General features: G+C 50.8%; 21 protein-coding genes and 3 pseudogenes. 11 read left to right on the forward strand and 13 right to left on the reverse strand.

Going from position 1 to position 21,179, the window contains the following annotated elements; all coding sequences use genetic code 11:
• Positions 1 to 10: 10 nt before the first annotated feature.
• A complete protein-coding gene (locus DT73_RS03490; RefSeq protein ID WP_036103940.1) occupies positions 11 to 1,372 on the reverse strand; it encodes an MFS transporter in 1,362 nt (453 codons plus the stop codon).
• Between the two features lie 85 nt (positions 1,373 to 1,457).
• Positions 1,458 to 2,225 (reverse strand): SDR family oxidoreductase, encoded by a 768-nt coding sequence (locus DT73_RS03495; protein WP_036103943.1) that lies wholly within the window; start codon positions 2,223 to 2,225, stop codon positions 1,458 to 1,460.
• Positions 2,226 to 2,558: 333 nt separating this feature from the next.
• Between DT73_RS03495 and DT73_RS03500 the strand changes: the two genes are divergently transcribed.
• Positions 2,559 to 3,812 (forward strand): enolase C-terminal domain-like protein, encoded by a 1,254-nt coding sequence (locus DT73_RS03500; protein ID WP_036103946.1) that lies wholly within the window; start codon positions 2,559 to 2,561, stop codon positions 3,810 to 3,812.
• Positions 3,813 to 3,935: 123 nt separating this feature from the next.
• Here DT73_RS03500 and DT73_RS03505 read toward each other — a convergent pair whose 3' ends face one another.
• From DT73_RS03505 to DT73_RS03520, 4 genes are all read right to left on the reverse strand, one after another.
• Positions 3,936 to 4,553 carry a DapH/DapD/GlmU-related protein gene (locus DT73_RS03505; RefSeq protein ID WP_036103949.1) on the reverse strand — a complete coding sequence of 206 codons (618 nt, stop codon included), beginning with the start codon at positions 4,551 to 4,553 and terminating at the stop codon, positions 3,936 to 3,938.
• Between the two features lie 140 nt (positions 4,554 to 4,693).
• Complete coding sequence (locus tag DT73_RS03510) at positions 4,694 to 6,184, reverse strand: aldehyde dehydrogenase (RefSeq protein ID WP_036103952.1); 1,491 nt, start codon at positions 6,182 to 6,184, stop codon at positions 4,694 to 4,696.
• Positions 6,177 to 7,820: a GMC family oxidoreductase gene (locus DT73_RS03515; protein ID WP_036103956.1), complete on the reverse strand. Its 1,644-nt coding sequence runs from the start codon at positions 7,818 to 7,820 to the stop codon at positions 6,177 to 6,179. Before DT73_RS03515 ends, DT73_RS03510 begins: the two co-directional genes overlap by 8 nt.
• 11 nt (positions 7,821 to 7,831) lie before the next feature.
• Complete coding sequence (locus DT73_RS03520; RefSeq protein WP_036103959.1) at positions 7,832 to 9,238, reverse strand: cytosine permease; 1,407 nt, start codon at positions 9,236 to 9,238, stop codon at positions 7,832 to 7,834.
• Positions 9,239 to 9,959: 721 nt separating this feature from the next.
• Between DT73_RS03520 and DT73_RS03525 the strand changes: the two genes are divergently transcribed.
• The gene (locus tag DT73_RS03525) at positions 9,960 to 10,271 is read left to right on the forward strand and encodes a hypothetical protein (RefSeq protein WP_036103961.1); all 312 of its coding nucleotides are present in this window, start codon (positions 9,960 to 9,962) and stop codon (positions 10,269 to 10,271) included.
• A 212-nt stretch (positions 10,272 to 10,483) separates the two neighbouring features.
• Here DT73_RS03525 and DT73_RS03530 read toward each other — a convergent pair whose 3' ends face one another.
• Positions 10,484 to 10,726: a DinI family protein gene (locus DT73_RS03530; protein ID WP_036103963.1), complete on the reverse strand. Its 243-nt coding sequence runs from the start codon at positions 10,724 to 10,726 to the stop codon at positions 10,484 to 10,486.
• 77 nt (positions 10,727 to 10,803) lie between these two features.
• Here DT73_RS03530 and DT73_RS03535 point away from each other — a divergent pair, with 77 nt between their 5' ends.
• The 7 genes and pseudogenes from DT73_RS03535 to DT73_RS26660 form a co-directional block, all read left to right on the forward strand.
• Positions 10,804 to 11,223: a translesion error-prone DNA polymerase V autoproteolytic subunit gene (locus DT73_RS03535; protein WP_036103965.1), complete on the forward strand. Its 420-nt coding sequence runs from the start codon at positions 10,804 to 10,806 to the stop codon at positions 11,221 to 11,223.
• Positions 11,224 to 11,226: 3 nt separating this feature from the next.
• Positions 11,227 to 12,492, forward strand: coding sequence for a Y-family DNA polymerase (locus tag DT73_RS03540; protein ID WP_036103968.1), 1,266 nt, complete (start codon positions 11,227 to 11,229; stop codon positions 12,490 to 12,492).
• A gap of 79 nt (positions 12,493 to 12,571) precedes the next feature.
• A pseudogene (locus DT73_RS03545) lies at positions 12,572 to 13,228 on the forward strand (IS3 family transposase); the annotation flags it as partial.
• Positions 13,229 to 13,451: 223 nt separating this feature from the next.
• Positions 13,452 to 14,156 carry a hypothetical protein gene (locus DT73_RS03550; protein WP_036103971.1) on the forward strand — a complete coding sequence of 235 codons (705 nt, stop codon included), beginning with the start codon at positions 13,452 to 13,454 and terminating at the stop codon, positions 14,154 to 14,156.
• On the forward strand, positions 14,153 to 14,587 hold the full coding sequence (locus tag DT73_RS03555; protein WP_036103972.1) for a hypothetical protein: 435 nt from the start codon (positions 14,153 to 14,155) through the stop codon (positions 14,585 to 14,587). Before DT73_RS03550 ends, DT73_RS03555 begins: the two co-directional genes overlap by 4 nt.
• 161 nt (positions 14,588 to 14,748) lie before the next feature.
• Positions 14,749 to 15,159: pseudogene (locus tag DT73_RS03560) on the forward strand (phage tail protein); the annotation flags it as partial.
• Positions 15,156 to 15,263: pseudogene (locus DT73_RS26660) on the forward strand (late control protein B); the annotation flags it as partial. The pseudogenes DT73_RS03560 and DT73_RS26660, both read left to right, overlap by 4 nt.
• A 459-nt stretch (positions 15,264 to 15,722) precedes the next feature.
• Here DT73_RS26660 and DT73_RS03565 read toward each other — a convergent pair.
• The 6 genes from DT73_RS03565 to DT73_RS03590 are packed head-to-tail and all read right to left on the reverse strand — an operon-like array spanning position 15,723 to position 19,650.
• Entirely contained in the window at positions 15,723 to 18,065 is a 2,343-nt protein-coding gene (locus tag DT73_RS03565) for a primase-like DNA-binding domain-containing protein (protein WP_036103976.1), read from the reverse strand.
• Positions 18,066 to 18,079: 14 nt separating this feature from the next.
• On the reverse strand, positions 18,080 to 18,400 hold the full coding sequence (locus DT73_RS03570) for a DUF5375 domain-containing protein (protein WP_036103980.1): 321 nt from the start codon (positions 18,398 to 18,400) through the stop codon (positions 18,080 to 18,082).
• Positions 18,397 to 18,624, reverse strand: a complete 228-nt coding sequence (locus DT73_RS03575; protein ID WP_036103984.1) for a hypothetical protein — start codon at positions 18,622 to 18,624, stop codon at positions 18,397 to 18,399. The genes DT73_RS03570 and DT73_RS03575 overlap by 4 nt, the downstream gene beginning before the upstream one ends.
• Positions 18,621 to 19,148: a host cell division inhibitor Icd-like protein gene (locus DT73_RS03580; RefSeq protein WP_369792560.1), complete on the reverse strand. Its 528-nt coding sequence runs from the start codon at positions 19,146 to 19,148 to the stop codon at positions 18,621 to 18,623. Before DT73_RS03580 ends, DT73_RS03575 begins: the two co-directional genes overlap by 4 nt.
• 20 nt (positions 19,149 to 19,168) lie before the next feature.
• Positions 19,169 to 19,387, reverse strand: coding sequence for a hypothetical protein (locus DT73_RS03585; RefSeq protein ID WP_036103989.1), 219 nt, complete (start codon positions 19,385 to 19,387; stop codon positions 19,169 to 19,171).
• On the reverse strand, positions 19,384 to 19,650 hold the full coding sequence (locus tag DT73_RS03590; protein ID WP_036103992.1) for an AlpA family transcriptional regulator: 267 nt from the start codon (positions 19,648 to 19,650) through the stop codon (positions 19,384 to 19,386). Before DT73_RS03590 ends, DT73_RS03585 begins: the two co-directional genes overlap by 4 nt.
• 545 nt (positions 19,651 to 20,195) lie before the next feature.
• On the opposite strand from DT73_RS03590, the gene DT73_RS03595 reads away from it, so the two are divergent.
• Together DT73_RS03595 and DT73_RS03600 are read left to right on the forward strand one after the other, a co-directional pair.
• Complete coding sequence (locus tag DT73_RS03595) at positions 20,196 to 20,930, forward strand: hypothetical protein (protein ID WP_036103995.1); 735 nt, start codon at positions 20,196 to 20,198, stop codon at positions 20,928 to 20,930.
• Positions 20,927 to 21,172, forward strand: a complete 246-nt coding sequence (locus tag DT73_RS03600; RefSeq protein ID WP_036103999.1) for an ogr/Delta-like zinc finger family protein — start codon at positions 20,927 to 20,929, stop codon at positions 21,170 to 21,172. Before DT73_RS03595 ends, DT73_RS03600 begins: the two co-directional genes overlap by 4 nt.
• The last annotated feature ends 7 nt before the right edge of the window (positions 21,173 to 21,179 follow it).

Raw genomic sequence — 21,179 nt, forward strand, 5'->3', positions numbered from 1 at the left:
GATTACCTCTTTATTTGTTAGCTGTTGCCGGCTTAATTGCATTCTCGCTAAGGTTTTTGGCATTCTTTTTTTCGGGAATAATGACTTCAATTTTACCGACAAGGAATATGTAGGCTAATAAACCAAGCCCGGCCACACCTGCGATATACCACATGGCATACTGGAAGTTTTGAGTGCGTTGGAGAATAACGCCAATAACGATAGGGCTGACTATCCCTGAAAGATTTCCACAAATATTAAGGAAACCGCCCATGGTACCAAGGAAATTACGGGGGATAACATCACTCCAGACAACCCAACCCAGATTTGAAAAAGCATTGGCGAAGAATGCGATTGACAGAATAATGATGGCAATGACTGGCTGGTTTTCAAAGAAATTTACCAGGCCAATAATCATGGTGACACCCAGCCCAGCCATGATTGGTAATTTTCTGGCCAGTGTTCTGGATTTGCCTTTTTTAATAAGCATATCACTTAGTGTGCCACCACAGAGCACGCCAAACATTGCCATAATATAAGGAAGCATTGCACCAATACCGGCTTTTGAAACAGACAGGTGAAGGCCTTTTTCCAGGTAAACAATAAACCATGTCAGGAAAAAATAGAGTGTTGATGAGCAGGCGAATTGAGTAATAAATAAGCCCCAAACAGTCTTCTTGCTAAGGAAGAATTTAATGTCGTGCCAGCTAATCTTTTCACTCACAGTGGCCTGGTTGGTAGAGCCATAACCACCACCGGCCTTGATATAGTCGAGCTCTGCCCGATTGGCGGTTTTACTGTGCTGTGGATCGCGGTAATAAACCAGCCAGAACACACCAAACAGAATACCTGCTGCACCAGATAAATAGAATGACATTTCCCAACCATAGTTAGCCACAATAAACGACAGTGCAGGTGTTAATAATGCCAGACCAATATATTGGGCGCTGGAGTAAATCGCTGTGGCGCGTGCCCGTTCATGATCAGGAAACCAGGTGGCTATTATTTTTGTATTAGACGGAAATGAGGGGGATTCTGCAATACCGATCAGTGCCCGGCAGGACAGTAACATAATAAATGAAGCTGTAGTAGTGGCAAATAAATGATGTGACGAGAATCCCATCATGAATGTGAAAATACTCCACAAAATAATTGCGCTACCATAAAGAATACGTGAGCCGATACGATCAAGAACATAGCCTACCGGGATCTGACTTACAGCGTAGGCCCAGGTAAACATTGAAAATAACAGCCCAAGCTGGGTTGGCGACAAACTGAAATCATTTTGGATATTGGTACCTGCTACAGCAAGGTTGGCACGATCCATATAATTGATTGCAGTTACAATAAACAACAGTGTAAGGATAAAGAGTCGTGATCTTGAGGCCTTCATAATAATACCTGTATTATATCGGCATGCTCAGTATTGAAAACATGCCGTAAATTTTAAAGGCAAGTAGGTAGAGTACGTGGCTGTTTTATAAAACTGCGAGCCAACCACCATCGACGTAAATAATTTGCCCGTTGATATAATCTGATGCTTTTGATGATAAAAAGACGGCAGTACCGATTAACTCTTCCGGGTGGCCCCAACGCTGTGATGGGTTACTGCTTTTGACCCAGCTATCGAATTGTTTATCTTCGATAAGCGCAGTATTCATATCTGTCAGGATGTAACCCGGCCCAATAGCGTTGGTTTGAATATTAAATTGTGCCCATTCTGCAGCCATTGAGCAGGTGAGCATTTTTATACCCCCTTTGGCTGCAGTATAAGGCGCCACGGTTGGCCTGGCGGCCTGGCTGGTTAATGAGCCGATATTGACTATTTTCCCTCCGTTGTTACGTGCAATCATGCGTTTTGCTGCGGCACGAGACACCAAAAAGGCACTGGTCAGGTTGGTATCAATCACTTTCTGCCAGTTTTCCAGTTCCAGTTCTACCATGGGTTTGCGATACTGAATACCGGCGTTATTGATCAGGATATCAACATGGATCCCTTGTTCATCAAGGTGAGAAAAAGCAGCTTCAATTGCTTGTTCATCGGTAACGTCGAAAGTAACACCATGGGCTTTGTAGCCTTTAGCTACCAGTTTCTCTACTGACTCAGCCAGCAACGTATCGCGAATATCATTCAGAATAATTTGTGCACCCGCAGCAGCAAGACCTTCGGCATAAGCAAAGCCAAGCCCACGTGCAGATCCTGTTACCAGCGCTGTTTTCCCTGTTAAGTCAAATAAAGCGGACATGTTATTTCCTCACTCGTAAAATTTGTATGACGACTGACTCATTTAAGGTGTGTTTTTGTGTGTATAAAATCAATGTTACGAGAAGGTATTTGCTACATTGATCACATTAAGTTTCATTTTTATTTTTGTGTTTATTTATCATTTCCATGTTTTTATTATGTTTTTGTTGATTTTGATAAACAAAATCTGATCAGTGTCACATAACGTCACTCCCAAGAGTACGCATCATGATAAGCGTGATATAACACCGCTAACTTGTAGGACAACTTACAACTTGTTGTGTGATCCTTTACGGCATGCCATGCCGTAGGTTCGCTGAATTGAGGAGTTAAAGTGAGTAAACTGAAAATCACCAACGTGAAAACGATCCTGACGGCGCCTGGCGGCATTGATTTGGCTGTAGTTAAAGTTGAAACCAATGAGCCGGGGTTATATGGCCTGGGTTGCGCGACATTTACCCAGCGTATCTTCGCGGTAAAAAGCGCAATTGATGAGTACATGGCCCCCTTTCTGATTGGTAAAGATCCGTCTCGTATTGATGATATCTGGCAATCGGCTGCAGTGAGCGGTTACTGGCGCAATGGTCCCATCATGAATAATGCCCTGTCTGGTGTGGATATGGCTTTATGGGATATTAAAGGCAAGCTGGCAGGTATGCCGGTTTATGACCTGCTGGGGGGCAAATGCCGCGACGGAATTCCGTTGTATTGCCACACAGATGGTGGGGATGAAGTTGAAGTAGAAGATAACATCCGCGCCAGAATGGAAGAAGGCTACCAGTATGTTCGTTGCCAAATGGGAATGTACGGCGGGGCTGGGACCGACGATCTTAAATTGATTGCCACTCATTTAGCTCGTGCTAAAAACATTCAACCCAAGCGTTCACCTCGTAACAAAACTCCGGGGATTTATTTTGATCCGGAAGCTTACGCGAAAAGTGTTCCACGTTTATTTGAGCACTTGCGTAATAAACTGGGCTTTGGAATCGAATTTATACACGATGTACATGAGCGAGTGACCCCAGTAACAGCGATTAACCTGGCAAAAACTCTTGAGCAGTATCAGCTCTTTTATCTTGAAGACCCTGTGGCGCCAGAAAATATCGACTGGCTGAAAATGTTGCGCCAACAATCTTCCACACCAGTGTCTATGGGGGAATTGTTTGTGAACGTCAATGACTGGAAACCGCTCATTGACAACAAACTGATTGATTATATTCGCTGCCATGTCAGCACTATTGGCGGGATTACTCCGGCGAAGAAACTTGCTGTATACAGTGAGCTGAATGGGGTGCGTACCGCATGGCACGGACCGGGAGACATTTCCCCTGTTGGTGTTTGCGCTAACATGCACCTGGATTTAAGTTCACCGAACTTTGGTATTCAGGAATACACGCCAATGAATGACGCGTTACGCGACGTGTTCCCGGGTTGCCCGGAGATAGACAATGGCTATGCCTATTTGAGTGACAAGCCAGGCCTGGGGATAGATATTGACGAAGCCAAAGCAGCGCAATACCCATGTGAAGGTGGCATTCCTTCCTGGACCATGGCGCGCACACCAGATGGTACTGCGTCACGTCCCTGAATGATGCAAGCCCGGTTACTGTAACCGGGCTTTTTCTGGTAAGGGTTAAACAGATTTAGCAATAACCTGCCAGCGTTATTCATCAGCATGACATTCTGTGAAGGTATTGGGCTGGCTCTGGTTTTACGCCTGCCACTTTGCACAGAATGCTTCAATATTTTCACTCTGAAAGTCTGCCAGACGCTCAATAATGGTATCCAGCGGCCAGTTCCACCAGGCTATTTGCTGTAACTGCTGTGCCGTTTTCGGGGCAAAGCGTGGGCGAATTACTCTGGCAGGAACACCACCCACCACGGTGTAAGCCGCTACATCTTTGCTGACCACCGCTCCGGCGGCAATAACCGCACCATCACCAATAGTGACACCCGGCAGCACAATGGCGCCATGACCAATCCAGACATCGTTACCAATAGTGACTGTAGCGGCACGGCGACGGGCAAAGAATGCATGGTCTCGTGCTGCATGCGGGGAATAGTACTCCGGGCAGTAGGTGATACGGTGCTGAGCTGGCCTGGACATTGGGTGATTGGGCGCACCAATCCGTACCTGGTTGGCAATAGCCGTGAATTTCCCGATAGTGGCATCGGCAACGGTACAGTACTCACCAATATATGAAAAATCCCCCAATGTGCTGTATTCCATGGCGGTTGCAGCCAGAATTTCGCATTGCCGGCCGGTCTGGCATTCACGCATGCGTACACTGGGGTCAATAAAGGTTGCTGCGAGTTTAACGGGGTTCATGGTGGGGCTCTTGCCTGCGAAAATTGTCTGTGAAAATACCAGCGTAACCGGTATCTGTGTCTGTGAAATGACAAGGGGTTAATCGCAGGGCACTGAGCGCGCTTCCGGGTTTTTGGCCCGGGAAGCGCACGGTTGTGTCGTTAGCGCAATGCCAGCCAGGTGGTTTTCAGCCTGGTGAACTTATCAAAAGCATGTAAAGAGAGATCACGGCCAAACCCTGACTGCCGGTTGCCACCAAAAGGTACAGTGACATCAAGCGCATCAACGGTATTAACGGATACGGTGCCCGCATTAAGCTTGCGGGAAACCCGGTGAGCCTGATTCAGGTCGTCAGTCCAGACAGATGCGGCAAGGGCATAAATATGATTGTTGGCAGACTGAATCGCCTCTGGCTCTTCGTCAAACACTTTTACTGCCAGCACCGGCCCGAATACTTCCTCGCGCCATAAAGCGGCATTTTCATCGCTGATCTTAATTACTGTGGGTGAGATGTAATTGCCTGATGCCTCGATTTCACAAGCAGTGCCACCAGTGAGCAGTTCGCCGCCTTGCTCCAGAGCTGTAGCAATAAAACCCAGCACTTTCTCTTTATGGGCAGATGAAACCATGGCGCCCATTCTGGCTTGTGAGTCCAGTGGGTGCATGGGTTGCCAGGCGTGCAGTTTGCTGAGCAGGGCTTCAATAAAGGCCGGGTAGACTGAACGTTCAACCAGCAACCGGGAGTTGGCAGAGCACACTTCCCCCTGATTAAAACAGATACCAAACGCGGCTTTTTCTGCCGCTTCATCCAAATTACGGCAATTGGCAAAAATAATATTGGCGCTTTTACCACCACATTCGAGCCATACCTGTTTCAGGTTAGACTCACTTGAGTATGCCATGAATGCTTTGCCAACCGTGGTCGAACCGGTGAACGTGACCACATCGATATCATGATGTTTGCCCAGTGCGGCCCCGGCTTCAATGCCTGTGCCTGTGACAACATTCAGAACGCCCGGAGGCAACCCGGCTTCCAGTGCCAGTTCAGCCAGCCTGATGGCGGTGAACGGGGAGTTTTCTGAAGGTTTCAGAATAACGCTGTTACCTGCTGCCAGCGCCGGGCCAACTTTCCATGCGGCAATATCCAGCGGGAAGTTCCACGGCACAATGGCGGCAACCACTCCAATGGGTTCGCGGGTGATAGTGGCGAGCGAGCCGGGCGGTGTGGGGGCAACTTCACCGTAAATTTTATCGATGCTTTCGGCATACCAGGCAATCACATGAGCCGCACCGGGGATATCTCCGTTCAGTGCATCCATTACCGGTTTCCCCATACTGGCGCTTTCCAGCAGCGCCAGCTCTTCTTTATGCTCAAGAATCAGTTGTGATAGCCGCAGCAATGCTGCCTTACGCACCTGCAATGGTTGCTCAGACCAAATGCCTGAATCAAATGTACGCCGGGCCGAATGCACCGCTTCATCAATATCTGCTTGCTGGCATGCCGTTACCTCTGCCAGAACTGAACAGGTAGCAGGGTTGATGACCGGCAACTTTCCGCCATCTTTGGCAAGGTAACGCTCACCGTTAATCACTGACCAGGAACAAAACTGTTGATTGTTCAGGCGGTTTTCCCAGCTTTGTCTGTCATGCATACGCTTGCTCCTCGTGGGCGATATCTTGCGGTGCTGTGGTTGCGTTAAGGATCATATGTGCGGCACGCTCGCCAATCATGATTGAAGGCGCATTGGTATTGCCGCTGATAAGGTCCGGCATAATAGATGCGTCAGCAACCCGCAAATTAGCAATGCCATACACCCTGAGTGTTTCAGGGGAAACGACACTCATGGCATCATTTCCCATCTTGCAGGTGCCAACCGGGTGGAATACGGTGGCACAGTTTTCTTTCACGTACTGCAGCAGTTGCTCATCAGTCTGTATCTGTGTACCGGGCAGCATCTCCTTGCCGCAAAATGCGGAAAACTCAGGCTGGGCAAGGATATTTCTGGCGGCTTTTATCCCTTCGACCAGCACGCTGGCATCGGATGGATCCGCAAGGAAGTTAAAATCAATTTCAGGCTGTTTTTCCGGCGTAAGGCGCAGCGCACCGACAGATTTCGGGCGCAGAACACAGGTATGAATGGCATAACCATGCCCCCATTCAAACAGGCGACCCCGGTGGCTGCGGTAACCCGGCACAAAGTGGAACTGGATATCCGGGTGATGGTTGGTGAAGCGGGTAGAGGCAAACCCACCAGCTTCGACGTAGTTGGTGGTCAGCCAGCCTTTGCGCCGGAACAGATAGCGGAATGGCGAGGTGAGAATAGGTTTCCATGCCGCCAGTGAGAAGCCGAGCGTTAACGGATTGCGGGTTCGTACTGTAACCAGGCCATCCAGGTGATCCTGCAAATTTTGCCCAACCCCCGGGAGGTCGTGGGCAACGGCAACACCGGCAGGCTCCAGTGACGCACGCGGGCCAATACCCGATTTCATGAGAATATGCGGGGAACCAATAGAACCGGCACACAGCACCACTTCACGGCGGCACATCAGCTCAGTTGGCGCATCACTTCCTGGCAAAATGACTTTGACACCAGCAACAGCTTTTCCTTTGAGAATCAACGTATCTACTGTGCAGCCCGTTATGACTGTCAGGTTGGGGCGGCTCAGGCAGGGGTGCAGAAATGCGCGGTAGCTTGATAACCGTTTGCCATCTTTCTGGGTCACATTATAGATACCAACACCGGGCTGTGATGCGCCGTTAAAATCACTATTTTCCGGCAAGCCCGCCCGCACACCAGCAGAGACAAACAGAGCAGACACCGGGTTGGTGTCCCGCGGTTTATCAACCAGTAATTCGCCATTAAACCCGTGGTATTCGGGAGACTGATTGAGCAGGTTTTTTTCTGAGCGCTTAAACCAGGGCAGAACATCCTGCCAGCCCCAGCCTTGGCAACCTTTCTGTTCCCAGCGGTCATAATCTGAGGGTAACCCTCTGATATAAATCATGCTGTTCATGGATGATGAACCACCCAGCGCTTTCCCGCGCGGAACATGAATTTGCCGGCCACCCAGCCTCTTTTGTGGTGTGGAGTAGTAATTCCAGCTGTATTTCTGGCTCTTATACAGCGTGATGGTTCCGGCTGGTGTCTGGATGCGTGGCGTGGCATCGTTGCTGCCCGCTTCAACCAGGCAAACACTCAACTCGCTGTGCTCTGAAAGCCGTGCGGCAAGTACTGAACCTGCAGAGCCACCGCCAATAATGATGTAATCAAATTCGTTTTTAGTCATTGCTGGCTCTCTCAGGATTTAACGGATGATACTTGTACGGCAGGCTGAGTGCGGCACAGCAGGTAATAAACCGGTGACACTACCGCCAGGCCGATTATCCAGGAAATATCTGCGCCACCTAACATTGTGGCTGCCGGGCCGGTATAAATGGCCGTAGACATAAATGGGACTTCAACAATAATGCCCAGCAGGTAGCAGAAAATAGCTTTTGAATTGAAGTAGCCATAAATGCCGCCATCCCGGCGGAAAAACGATGCAACATCATAATTACCGTGTGCGACCAGGTAGTAATCCACCAGGTTAATGGCAGTCCATGGCACCAGTACATAGAGCAGCATCAGAATAAAGTTGGTGTAATTGACCAGGAAGTTTTCCTGCCCATAGATAGCAATTAAAACTTCAATGAGCACAGTCACAATGGATACGGCAATGCGTGCCCCAGAAAGGGGGGACCATTTAGTGAAAAAAGTCTGGCCCAGTGTGAGTGTACACAGCACACCGCAGTACAGGTTCATGGCATTAGTTGCGGCAATACCAACAGCAAACACGATGATAACGGTTGACGACAGCCCGCCTGTCATATTGACAATGCCGTTGATTAAATCGCCATCGCCAATACAGACAGAAACCAGAATACCGAGGATCATGGGGAACAGGGAGCCCAGAACACACCCCAGGTAGCTGCACCAGAAGACACTTTTTTCACTGATGTCTTTCGGCATATAGCGCGAGTAATCAGAGACATATGGGGCATAAGCTAACTGCCACAATGCGGCAATGGAAACGGCACCCAGGAAACCACTCAAATTGAAATCACCGCGTGCCAGAAAATTGGCCGGTAACCCGGTGACAAAAATTATCCACACAAAGGCGGCGACCAGGATAAAACCTGAAACCCACGACATCACTTTGGTATAGGCGTGGATCAGGTTGTAGCCAAATGCACAGGCAACCAGGCTCAGCAGTGCGGAAACGATAATCCCCATATTGATGGACACGGGCGCATAGATGGCATGCAGAGACTGGCCGCCCAGCACTAAATTAGAGGCCAGAAAGCCGATATACATGATGACAACCAGTGCCACGACCAGCACAGAACCATATGAGCCGAACTGACCACGGGTTTGCACCATTTGCGGCACGCCCAACTGCGGCCCCTGTGCAGAGTGGAGTGCCATAAACAAACCACCGGCAAGGTTGCCAATCAATACTGCAACGGTTGCCCACAAAAACGATAAATGGAAGATACTGACAGCCAGTGCCCCGGTGATTACCGTGAGCAGCATGATGTTAGAACCAAACCAGATGGTAAACAGATTCTGTGGTTTACCGTGGCGCTCATTGAGTGGAATAGGCTGAATAGTGCTTAACTCAATGGTTGTGGTACTGGCACTGTCTACAGGTTTATTTGTCATCATTGTTATCTCATAAATGAATCAGCAGGTTTTCGCCCGGCCAGAGTTTTTCACCCTGAATTAGGGAAAACGTTACAATAACGTTGACCTGATGTTGCAACAGGTAACGCTTGATATAAATGATGAAAAATGTGGGTAGTGCCTATAAAAAAATGAGGCAACATGAATATGTGGTTAATTGCACTGTTATGGGTCGGTAAATAGTATTTTTTATAAATGATGTATTTTTATATTTTATTGTTTTTTAATGGTTTTTGTTGTTTTGCCTGGGGTTTAAGGTATTAACCTGCATCAGATGAGTGCAAGTTAGTTAGAGAAAATTATGTATTCGAAAGGCGTGTTTCAGGTGAGAGCGATGAACGCTGTACATTTTTCTATTACGGGCATGTGCTGGTTTACTGGCTAGCTATTATATTCCCAGGTAATAGTTTTAATATACTTTCACTACGTTATTAATCGCCTTTATTTTCCCATGTTTGGCTCTTTTTTACCTGTATTTCTGGTAGAAATAACACTGTTTTTAGATGTTGTTAATATACCCGCGGTTTTACCGCCACTCACGCTGTTGTTGGTGTGGTATTTCTGCCCTGTCCTGCTCTGCCCTGGGGCTAACTTATCTGGCGGAAGGCCTGCGTACTTACTTGAATTTATTTGCGATAGCATCAGTTACCGCTATGGGGATTACTGTACACTGAGGGCCATACTTGCCAACGGACGCTATCCTATGAAAGATACAAAAATGATTTCTATCGACCAGTTCAATGCCGATGAACGCCTGGTGGTTGAGGAAACGCTGCAAGGGTTGATACAGAAATACCGTGAACGCACCGGCAAAGAGCCGGATGGCAAAAAAGAGAAAGAACTGACTGCCGAGGCCCGGCAACAAGTGATGTCTGTAAAGCTTGAAAAAGAGAAAGCACAGGCTGAAAAAACGAAGAAAAAACCGGTGCGCCGCAAGAAACCTGAGTCACTGAAGGAGAGTGAAGTCAGTGATTTTAACTGGACGGCTTCCGTGGCGAAGGGAAGGCGCCGGTAGTATTGCCCCCGGCGAGTAACCCCCTGCTGCAATCTGTACAGCACAGCCTGCCTGTATGTGGAAATGCTCAGTGCAGGCCAGCTGATGATTACCGCTATGCAAGAGCAGGAAGACTCACCCGAGCGCGGGGTTTGCTGCTTGCCGTGTAAGCCAGTACCGCAGCCCTGTAATGGCAGAGGTGGGCTGCGGTTGTGGCATGTTACTCAGGCTTGTTATTCGCCCGTGAGCCACATATCTGCTTCTTCAAACATTTCCTGTACCACCCGGCTTATTTGTTCTTTCTCGTGCTTGCTGGCGTCTGTGTTGATTGCTGGCAGTGTCATCATTGGTTTAACCCGAACTTCTGCATCCGGAAAGATACGCTGCATTCTTTTGCTTAACTCGCCCAGGATGATATCCCTGGCGCCCGGCAAACCATCAAAATTCCTTTTGTCATAAACGAGTTCCACAAACATGTTTTAAGTCCTCTTTACTGTGTGTTTTCACAGTATATACTGTATGCATAACCAGTATCAACGTAAGTGAGTTTATTATGCGGTTTTATTCACCAAATGAACTGCGCCAGGCGGTTTCAGTCCCTTTATTTAGCGATATGGTTCAATGTGGCTTTCCGTCTCCAGCGGCAGACTATATAGAACAACGTATTGATCTGAATGAGTTACTGGTGGTGCACCCGAGCGCCACGTATTTTGTGAAAGCCAGTGGCGACTCAATGGTTGAAGGGGGAATTAGCGACGGTGACTTGCTTGTGGTAGACAGTTCACGCACAGCCGCGCACGGTGACATCGTTATAGCCGCAGTGGAAGGTGAATTTACTGTTAAACGGCTACAGCTTCGGCCCACTGTGCAGCTTAACCCAATGAATAGCGCCTATTCACCCATTGTTCCAGGCAGTGAAGAGATCCTCGATATCTTTGGTGTGGTGACCTTTATTGTGAAAGTGGCGAGCTAAGCTATGTTTGCGCTCTGCGATGTTAACTCCTTCTATGCATCTTGCGAGACGGTATTCAGGCCAGACCTGAAAGGGAAGCCAGTGGTTGTGCTTTCAAATAACGATGGCTGTGTTATTTCCCGCAGTGCGGAAGCGAAGGCGTTCGTTGTGATGGGGGAGCCCTATTTCAGGCAAAAGGAGGCTTTTCGGCGGCACGGTGTTACGGCGTTCAGCAGCAATTATGAGCTGTACGCTGATATGTCTGACCGGGTGATGACAACACTGGAAGAAATGAGCCCCTGCGTGGAAATCTATAGTATTGATGAAGCATTTTGCGACCTGAGCGGGGTCCGTAACTGCAAGGATCTTACTGAATTTGGCAAAGAAATTCGCTCTACCGTGCTGAAGCGCACTCACCTTACTGTTGGGGTGGGCATTGCGCAGACGAAGACTCTCGCCAAGCTGGCGAACCACGCAGCAAAAAAGTGGCAGCGGCAAACGGGGGGCGTTGTTGATTTGTCGAATGTTGACCGCCAGCGGCGGTTGCTGGCCGTGGTCCCAGTGGAAGATGTATGGGGGGTTGGCAGGCGTATCAGTCGAAAGCTGAACGCTATGGGAATCAAAACCGCCCTGGATTTGTCAGAACAAAGCACCTGGGTTATTCGCAAACACTTCAACGTAGTTCTGGAACGCACAGTGCGCGAACTGCGCGGTGAGCCCTGCTTTGAACTGGATGAGTTTGCCCCAGAAAAGCAAGAGATAGTTTGTTCTCGTTCTTTCGGTGATCGCGTTACGGAGTACGAGCAGATGCGGCAGGCCATATGCTATTACGCTGCGCGCGCAGCGGAGAAATTGCGTGGGGAACACCAGCACTGCCGCTTTATTTCAGCATTCGTTAAGACATCACCGTTTTCCCTGAATGAGCCATATTACGGCAATAGTGCTTCAGTGAAGTTGCTGACACCGACACAGGACAGCAGGGATATTATTAATGCCGCGTCAAAATGCCTGAGCCATATCTGGAAAGAAGGGCACAGGTACCAAAAAGCTGGAGTCATGCTGGGTGATTTTTTTAGCCAGGGCGTTGCTCAACTCGACCTGTTCGACGAAAACGCGCCCCGCAAAAACAGCGGGCTGTTAATGGACATACTTGATCAGTTGAATGCAAAAAGCGGGAAGGGCACGCTTTATTTTGCCGGGCAGGGTATTAAGCCGCAATGGCAGATGAAGCGCGCGATGCTTTCACCACGGTACACCACGAGGTATTGTGATTTGTTGTTGGTGAGGTGAAAAGCCTGAGAGTACCGGCTGATGGCTGAAAAACCGGAAGTTTCAAAAAGTGCGTGGAACTAAAATAGGTATGCTTACACCACGGCTTGCTGATGAGTTGCCGGAGTACAACATCAAAACCATCGCTGCCAGTCTGCGTCGTCAGGGATTACGGGCGAAAGCCAGCCGCAAATTCAGCCCGGTCAGCTACCGTGAACATGGTCTGCCGGTATCAGAAAACCTGCTGAAGCAGGACTTTATCGCCAGCGGCCCGAACCAGAAGTGGGCGGGTGACATCACTTACTTACGTACAGATGAAGGCTGGCTGTATCTGGCGGTGGTGATTGACCTGTGGTCTCGTGCCGTTATTGGCTGGTCGATGTCCTCACGAATGACGGCAAAGCTGGCCTGCGATGCACTGCAAATGGCACTCTGGCGGCGTAAACACCCGAAAAGCGTTATCGTTCACACGGATCGCGGTGGGCAATACTGTTCAACGGATTATCAGGCATTGCTGAAGCGACACAGCCTGCACGGCAGCATGAGCGCAAAAGGTTGTTGCTACGATAATGCGTGCGCGGAAAGCTTCTTTCATTCACTGAAAGTGGAATGTATCCACGGAGAGCGTTTTACCGACCGTGAAATTATGCGGACGACGGTATTTAATTATATCGAGTGTGATTACAATCGCTGGCGTCGTCACAGTGCCTGTGGCGGTCTCAGCCCGGAACAATTTGAAAACGAAAACCTCGCTTAGGGCTGTGTCCACATTACGTGGGTAGGATCAATTGTTCGTGGTTAGGAATAATCTTAATTGATTCGGTGTGTGGGTTCTCTGCTTGCTTATCTTTACCTCAGCAACAAAATATCAGAGCCATCCATAATGGACTGATATTGTTCAGAGGTTTGCTATATCAGTGTTAAATGGAAATTCGGGTTAATCCAACAGTCCCGTTTTATCACAGGAAAGGATATCAGGAATGAGTAAGCGCGAGGATATAATTGATGGCTCTCTGGCTGCTTTAGCCAAAGCCGGACTGGTTTATACAGAGGTACTTGGCTGGATTGATTTAGGACATGCACAGGGAACTGATATTGTTAAACTGCTTAATAAAATGGCACAGGGTGAGTCATCTGGTCAGCAGTTCTACGATGTGACTTATTCTCAGGGGATGACATCACCTCATGGGTTAGTGCGTTCCGGTAAAGTGCTCACTTGGCGAATTCACCATGGGAGACCTGACTGGGAGAGAAAGAGCATCGCGCTGGCAATGATGATGACCATGGCCCGAAAATTTGAGGCTTTTCAGGGGTCCTTCCCGAACAATATTGTGACAGACAGTGGTTTCAGTGGAGAAGATTTGGTTTCTGATTTGCTGGGATTTTACCGTGTAGTCTCCATTCAAAATCCTTTTGCTATGCTGCGTCCGATAAGTAAGGTGGAAGCGCTGAAACGTTGGGACCACTATGGAAAAATAGGTAGTTGGAAAAATGAAACTTTCCAGCCTTTGTTGTTTCCTGACCCGGATAAATATCCTCACTCCCGTCCACAGAAAGGAATTCTTCCTCCCTTTATGAGAACAATTACCCCTTATAACGATTTTTTATCAGGGAATGTCATACTGCCTCAACATGACAAAACATTTATCGTGCTGGGCGCTGAGAACGGAAGGATGGGGCTGTGAAAAAATTAGTTCTCGTTCTGGTCAGTGTGGTTGTAGTCGCTGGTATCGTCGGGGGTTCTGTCTGGCCTTATTTGCAGCTTGAGTTTGCAGAAAGTGCTCACTATACCGAAAAAGATAAAAGAGAATATGACTACTATACGCCTGAATTGCTCAGAAAATTGCCTCGTATATCGGACGATTATGAATTCAGCTATCACAACATAAGCGGGCCGCAGGCCTTCGTGTTTGGTGTCACATTCAACGGGACGGCTGATACCAGGAAAATTCGTGATTATCTTTCTGCTGAAGGTTATGAGCCGCAGGCACAATGCCAGACAGAAGCAGAATGCTGGCGCTCACCACGTAATAAAAAAGACGTTGTATCCCTTTATGCCTCCACAAAGCTCAATCTGGTCGGTATAGAAATTTACCGCAGCGAAAACACAGAGTAGTGCTGCCTGCAGGGCTGCATGTTCTGCCCTGCATTCCCTTCCTGCTTTCAATGCATTCTCTGGTAGCCTGTTGTGCTATCACCCACACATTGTTGATTACGTGCCCTGTCGGGTACTTATTAAGAACATAGGCAGACCCCTTTAACCGGAGAGACTGCCTTATGGCTCAGGATTACCACCATGGGGTGCGCGTTATTGAAATCAATGACGGCACCCGCCCCATAACCACAGTGAGTACCGCCATTGTGGGAATGGTCTGTACCGGTGACGATGCGGATGCGTCCGTGTTCCCACTCAATAAGCCGGTGTTACTCACTGATGTACTGACCGCCAGTGGTAAAGCCGGTGAAACCGGTACGCTGGCACGTTCGCTGGATGCCATTGCTGATCAGGCAAAACCGGTCACGGTTGTTGTCCGTGTTGCTCAGGGCGAAAGCGAAGCGGAAACCACTTCAAATATTATCGGCGGTGTCACAGCTGACGGTAAAAAGACAGGTATGAAAGCCCTGCTGTCGGCACAATCACAACTCGGTGTGAAACCCCGTATTCTTGGGGTACCAGGGCATGACACACCTTTGTCACACATGAAACATTTGTCCGGTCTGTCTGCAGGCCACAACATATCAGTGCAGCCCCACCTCACCCTAAAGGTGGGCAAGTCCAACTCTCATATTAACCCGCACAATGCGGGTTTTTCTTTACCGCCAACCCAATGCTCTATCGCCATTTTGCCGCCATCAGACAACAAAAAGGGGCTACGCTTTCACGTAACCCCTTGTTTTATTTGGTGGGCTGGCGGAGTCTGAATAAGTTTCCCAACCTATTAAATATAATATGTTTTTTCGTATTCAACTTTCAGTTGTGTACCTAAACGTGTACCAATTATGGAATGTCATAGCATTCTTACCTATCTAAAGTTGTCGATTGCCCTTCCTCCTGATAATTTTTCTGTATCTACAAAGGCTATAGAAAAAGTTTTTTTGCATTTAACTGTTCACACTGTTCACCTTTTGTTTTTTATCAATAAATTCATGGTAATATAGGGTGAATACACGGTGAAGGGTGAACAGTGGATTGTTCACCTTATGGCAATGTTCAGAAAGGAAAAGACCGGCTGTTGCCGGTCTGAGTTCGCTTATGTTGCTGCGGGTTCATCGCACTTCGGCAGCCAGTCGCCGTAGCTTTCCTCTTTCAGCGACAGGTTAGTTTGTATCCCCTGCTTGGTGTGCCGCTTCTCATAATTCATCCCGTACTCTTTCAGCATCATGGGCAGCCCCAGCCCGAACATTTTCAGGCTGAGCACATTCCTGTACCCGTTGGCCTCCATATAGGCCAGATACGCGTGATAGAGATATTTACGGTAATTACGCGGGATGATACTGGCATTCCCCATAAACATCCCGTTGGTCTGCGGCAGCGCCTCCAGATAGCCGCAAAAATCAAACGTCGGGTCAGCATCGCGCTTGATGCTGAGCGCCTCGTCGGAGTTCTGCTGCGACTGGAGCAGTGAACGGGCGCTCATCGGGTCGCTGAACTGCTGCATTAACTGGCGCACAATCACGGCCAGCTCGCGGGCGATTTTATCCCTGAGCTGCGGGTCGCGCTCCTCCGGGGCTATCTGCTCCGGGAAGTGGATGATTACCCGGCGACGTGACACGCCGCCGCTGCGGTCGGTGAAGCGCATCGGGTTATTGTTCACGGCCAGAATCACCGCCGGGATATGCGTCGAGTAGGGATTCTGGTATTTCGGGTCAACGGAGACCGCATCGCCGCCGGTGATGGCCTTGAGTCCGGCACCGTCACCGCTCCATTTCTCCTGGTCAGGCAGACGAATGAGCGAGAAGCCTATCAGCGAGGCACGCTTGCGGGGGTCTTCCAGCGTGTCGATATCGGCTGACGTGGCGTTATCCTCTCCGGCCAGCATCGTGGCGATTTCGGCGAGAATACTTTTCCCGCTGCCGCCGGGGCCGGTGACTTCGAGAAAGAGCTGCCAGTCGTAGCGGTTCGCCAGCACCATAAACAGCGCGGCCAGAATGACGTCGCGTTTTGTCGGGTTGCCACTGGCCGCCCGGTCGAGCCAGCGCCAGAAATTCGGCGCATGGGTCTCCAGCGTTTCTCCCTCCACCGGCGGGGTGAAATCCACGTCACACAGGGTGCGCAGCCAGTGCGATTTACTGTGCGGGCTGAATATACCTGAGCTGGTATCGAGCACCCCGTTGCGAAAACCAATCAGACGGCGTGCCGGTGCCTCCTGCTGCGGAATAATCAGTTTCAGGGTCTCCACTACTGAGGCAATTCTCCCCGACGAGAACGGGGCGCGCAGGCGCTGGAACAGTCCGGCCACGTCGCGGGCAAAATCAGACGGCGTTATCACCTTCCAGATGCCGTGTTCATAGCGGGACAGAAGCTGGCCGTTGGCATCCACGGCCAGCGATTCGCCGTAATGCTCATGCACCCGCATTGCCTTATCGCTGGCGCTCATGGCGGTAAATTCCGCCTCGCTCATGGTGTCGAAGGGGCTTTGTGCCGCTGGGCGGATGGCGGCAAAAATGGCTTTACGCGTAGCCTCCTCACCTTTCTGAACAAACGCATCATTCCAGTCACCGAACACCGGCGGCAGGGCGACAATGCCCTCGCAGGCTGCTGCGGCCGCGGCGGCTTTGTTCTGGCCGTCGCCGTTCAGGTCACGGTCGGCGGCGAGGATAATCTGACAGGCCGGGTGCTTGCTGCGGGCCAGGCTCGCCAGAGAAAGAAGGTTCACGGACGACAGCGCCACCATGACGGTTTCGCCGGTCAGGCGGTGCACGGTCAGTGCCGTGGCATACCCTTCGGCAATCCACAGGCGTTTCCCTGCCTGTTTCTGGCCGTTGAAGGTATGGCAGGTCCCTTTCACCTGGCCGCCTTTCAGGGTGCGTTTCTGGCCGTCTGCACTGATTAGCTGGACATTCACCAGTGCGCCGGTGTCGTCATACAGTGGCACCACCACATCACCGGCGCGGTACGACACGCCACCGGCTTTGTGTGCCCCCGTCAGCATGGCACAGGCATAATCCGGGAAGCCCTTGCCGGTCAGGTAGGCGTTACCGGTGGCCGTGCGGGTTTTTGCCATCAGGGTGACGGCCAGTGCGGCCGCTGCTTTGCGCCCGGCTTCCGTTCCGGCTTCTGCTGATGCAATCATTTCCGGGGCGACCGGTGGCAGATTACCGGTCACGGCATTCACCTTTCCGGCGGCCTCTGCCGCTGACACCCCGAACACCCTTTCAACCAGTGTCAGGCCGTCACCCGCGCCGCACCTGTTGCAGTACCATGTGCCGCGCCCCTCCTGGTCATCAAAGCGGAACCGGTCACTGTGCGCATCGCCACCACAAATCGGGCAGGCCTGATGGCGGTTTTTCAGCACTTTCACGCCCAGCGCCGGAAGAATGCGCGGCCAGTGGCCGCGAGCCCGTTCTACGGATTCCGTTACGTTCATGTTCATGGTTATTGTCTCCCTCAGTGCAGTACCGGTGCGGTGATATGACGGGCGCAGAGTTCATCCATCACGGCCAGCCCGAGAAAGGACAGCGACGGGGCGGCTTTCAGGGGGCCGGCTTCCATTAAATCTTCCAGTAAGGCACAGGCAATCTGGCGGCCTTTTTCCTCGCCGTGCTGGCGCAGGTAAAAACCCTCCAGTTCGGCGGCAATGGCACTTTCCAGTGTATCGAGGGTGAGATAAGGGTAACGGTGCTGGCGTTCGCACAGGGTCAGCCAGGCACAGGCCACCGCACGGCGGTACAGTGCGGCACGTAATACGGGCGGTAAGGGGTGTTTCATGCGCGAACCTCCTCAGTGAGCCAGCGCTCATTACAGCGTTCAACCACGCCGTCGAGCTGGGCGGTCATCAGGTAAATCACTGAGGTGAGCTGTAACTGCTGCGCCGGGTCACGATGTACAGTGGCGCAGTCCTGCACCTGCATCAGGTCGCTGACGAGCTGGCCGACATTGCGCATATGCTCCAGGCATTCGAGGTCGCTGACGGTAATGGCGGTATGTCTCATGCGCGCACCTCCGCAACCGGCAGACGGCCAGCGAACGAGAGGACGTAATCACGGACAAGGGAAAGGCGTGCGGCGCGTTCATCACTGGCAACAGTGCGAAGCATACGAATACGGGGTTTACGGTCTGCGCGACGAACGGCGGCAAACACAAAGACAAACTGCGGGTGTGACGGGGTGAGGGTCGTAGCCATAAGGGCAACCTCCAATAAGTAGCGGTAAATGCCACCACCGGAGTTCCTACGCTCATGGGTGGTGACCCGGACGGGGGTAGGAATACCGGCCTTATTGGAAACCGGCCAGCCCGAAGGCTGCCCCGCCCGGACCACCATTATCTGACAGGAGCCACGGTGTAAGCACCACAGCCCTGAAAATGGGTGTGCCTGAGCAACGACATAAAAAAAGACGCATGGCGCGTCTGGTGTCGCCAATAAGTAACTCGGGTTCCTACGCCCGGCTGCCGATTTTGCGACAGCGAGAGGACTATAACCGGAAAAAGCCCCGGCCTGCAAGCCAGGGAAAAGAATCAATAACACAAAAGCACTCCTCAGCAGTCTGTGAGCACGTCACCGGCAGGATGCTCAGTGGCTGATTTATGCGGGTATGACGGACTGTCTGCACGTTCAGCCCGGAATGCTGATGAGCGAACGCGGAACGTTTTGCGGTGACGGTCTCCCGTGGTCAGGGAAGTCAGTGCCAGTGCCAGCAGGCGGGCATCTTCATCAGCCAGGGTGTGGGTCTGTCCGGTCAGTGTCAGGGTGATCATTTCGTCAGTTCTCCGTTACGGTGGGCAATGCGTTCAGCCATCCATGCCGAGACTTCAGACTGCGCCCAGGCGACATTTTTGCCGCCGAGGGAAATCTGCCTCGGAAAGGCGTCACGGCTGATAAGGTCGTAAATGGAAGAACGGGACAGCCCGCACAGGTGAATGACTTCGGGCAGACGAATAAAACGCTCAGGAGCGGTTTCAGAAACCGGCATCAGTGGAGCCACTGGGGCGGAAGGTGAAGAAGAAAAAGCGGTGTGCATCAGGCTACCTCATAAAGTCCATAGAGTGCCGGGGGTATCTGTCCGGCTTCGGGTAGCTCTCTATTTTGTGAATATTTTTACGCAGGGCAACAAGTCATTTTGCAGCGAAATGCCACACAACAAACCATTAACAAGTGAATGGCAAACAGTGACAATCTCTGACAATCGTTGGCAATCCTTGATAATTCTTTGGCAAATCAATAACTACATTTGTTTATATCAAATTACGTTTTAATTCCAAAAAAGTCTAAGTGATTAACTGACTAAAAAAGGAGGGTGAACAGTGGTGAACAGAGGGTGAACAGTCAGACCCTCAACTGTTCACCCTTTATCTTACTGTATTAACTATATTTTTTATTATGATGAACAGTAGTGAACAGTTTTTATTATAAAAATAACCAGTGATAAGGGTTTCCTGCGACCTTTTCCTGGCAAGCCGGGTTTTGAGGTCTGTTTGTGTCATTTTTGCCACAACGGCAATGTGTCGTGTTGTTGTGTGCGGCACGGCAGAATCTCCTCATCTTGAAACACTGAGGAGCCCGAACATGACCAAACCCCGTATGCCTGATTACCTGAAACCGGCACTGACACAACTGGACAGCGCCAGAGCCGCCCATCTTGAAAACGCCCGCCGGATGGATGAAATCACCACCGCCATCAGCCGTGCGGCAGAGCAGAAAACCGCGCTGGAGCAGGAAAACGACGGTGACACCGGCGCATGGCGCAGTGCCTTTCGTGCCGGTGGTGCCATCCTGACCGATGAACTGAAACAGCGGCATATTGAGCAGGTGACACGCCGGACGCTGGCGCAGGAATGCGAGAACCTTTCGGAAGTGCTGGCATTTGAGCGCGACCACTTGCGGGCAGACTGTGACGGCACGGCCAGAGCGTGGCGGCAGGCACATCACCATGTCCTGAGTCAGTATGCAGAACATGAGCTGGATGCCGCATTACGTGAAACCTGCGGGGCGCTTGTCCGGGCGATGAAATTAAGCGTACTGGTACGGGAGAATCCTCTTGCCAACACCACCGGCCATCAGGGCTATACCGAACCGGAACAGGCGGTGATGCAGCAGGTGAAAAACTGGCTTGAGCGGTCGGTTAAAAACTGCAATATCCGTCTGACAGATGAACCGGTGTTGTACAAAACCGGGCTGTCGGCGGCCACACTGCCGCATATGGAACACGGTGTGGCGGCCACGCCCGTTCAGCGTCAGGTCTGGCAGGCGAAAATGCGCCAGCGTGAATCAGACCTGAAAGCGCGGGGGTTACTGTCATGATGTGCTGCCCGTTCTGCCGTCAGGCCGCCCATGTGCGAACCAGCCGCTACATGTCGGAAAACGTCAAGGAGCGTTATCACCAGTGCCAGAATCTGGAGTGCTCGGCCACCTTCAAAACCCATGAATCCATTTTTGAAGTGATTCGCTCACCGGTCGTGGAAGAAAAACCCGCCCCGGTGCCGCCAGCCGCCACAGCCACCGGCAGGGTAAAAGGCTGTTACCGCTCACCGTTCCGCCACTGACCAGGAG

The organism is Mangrovibacter sp. MFB070 (assembly GCF_000705335.1).
GTDB lineage: Bacteria > Pseudomonadota > Gammaproteobacteria > Enterobacterales > Enterobacteriaceae > Mangrovibacter > Mangrovibacter plantisponsor.

Excerpts from the sequence above, each read along its gene's own strand:
- DT73_RS03490 (WP_036103940.1), bottom strand. The coding sequence starts at position 1,372 with ATGAAGGCCTCAAGATCACGACTCTTTATCCTTACACTGTTGTTTATT.
- DT73_RS03495 (WP_036103943.1), bottom strand. The coding sequence starts at position 2,225 with ATGTCCGCTTTATTTGACTTAACAGGGAAAACAGCGCTGGTAACAGGA.
- DT73_RS03505 (WP_036103949.1), bottom strand. The coding sequence starts at position 4,553 with ATGAACCCCGTTAAACTCGCAGCAACCTTTATTGACCCCAGTGTACGC.
- DT73_RS03510 (WP_036103952.1), bottom strand. The coding sequence starts at position 6,184 with ATGCATGACAGACAAAGCTGGGAAAACCGCCTGAACAATCAACAGTTT.
- DT73_RS03515 (WP_036103956.1), bottom strand. The coding sequence starts at position 7,820 with ATGACTAAAAACGAATTTGATTACATCATTATTGGCGGTGGCTCTGCA.
- DT73_RS03520 (WP_036103959.1), bottom strand. The coding sequence starts at position 9,238 with ATGATGACAAATAAACCTGTAGACAGTGCCAGTACCACAACCATTGAG.
- DT73_RS03525 (WP_036103961.1), top strand. The coding sequence starts at position 9,960 with ATGAAAGATACAAAAATGATTTCTATCGACCAGTTCAATGCCGATGAA.
- DT73_RS03530 (WP_036103963.1), bottom strand. The coding sequence starts at position 10,726 with ATGTTTGTGGAACTCGTTTATGACAAAAGGAATTTTGATGGTTTGCCG.
- DT73_RS03535 (WP_036103965.1), top strand. The coding sequence starts at position 10,804 with ATGCGGTTTTATTCACCAAATGAACTGCGCCAGGCGGTTTCAGTCCCT.
- DT73_RS03540 (WP_036103968.1), top strand. The coding sequence starts at position 11,227 with ATGTTTGCGCTCTGCGATGTTAACTCCTTCTATGCATCTTGCGAGACG.
- DT73_RS03550 (WP_036103971.1), top strand. The coding sequence starts at position 13,452 with ATGAGTAAGCGCGAGGATATAATTGATGGCTCTCTGGCTGCTTTAGCC.
- DT73_RS03565 (WP_036103976.1), bottom strand. The coding sequence starts at position 18,065 with ATGAACATGAACGTAACGGAATCCGTAGAACGGGCTCGCGGCCACTGG.
- DT73_RS03570 (WP_036103980.1), bottom strand. The coding sequence starts at position 18,400 with ATGAAACACCCCTTACCGCCCGTATTACGTGCCGCACTGTACCGCCGT.
- DT73_RS03575 (WP_036103984.1), bottom strand. The coding sequence starts at position 18,624 with ATGAGACATACCGCCATTACCGTCAGCGACCTCGAATGCCTGGAGCAT.
- DT73_RS03585 (WP_036103989.1), bottom strand. The coding sequence starts at position 19,387 with ATGATCACCCTGACACTGACCGGACAGACCCACACCCTGGCTGATGAA.
- DT73_RS03590 (WP_036103992.1), bottom strand. The coding sequence starts at position 19,650 with ATGCACACCGCTTTTTCTTCTTCACCTTCCGCCCCAGTGGCTCCACTG.
- DT73_RS03595 (WP_036103995.1), top strand. The coding sequence starts at position 20,196 with ATGACCAAACCCCGTATGCCTGATTACCTGAAACCGGCACTGACACAA.
- DT73_RS03600 (WP_036103999.1), top strand. The coding sequence starts at position 20,927 with ATGATGTGCTGCCCGTTCTGCCGTCAGGCCGCCCATGTGCGAACCAGC.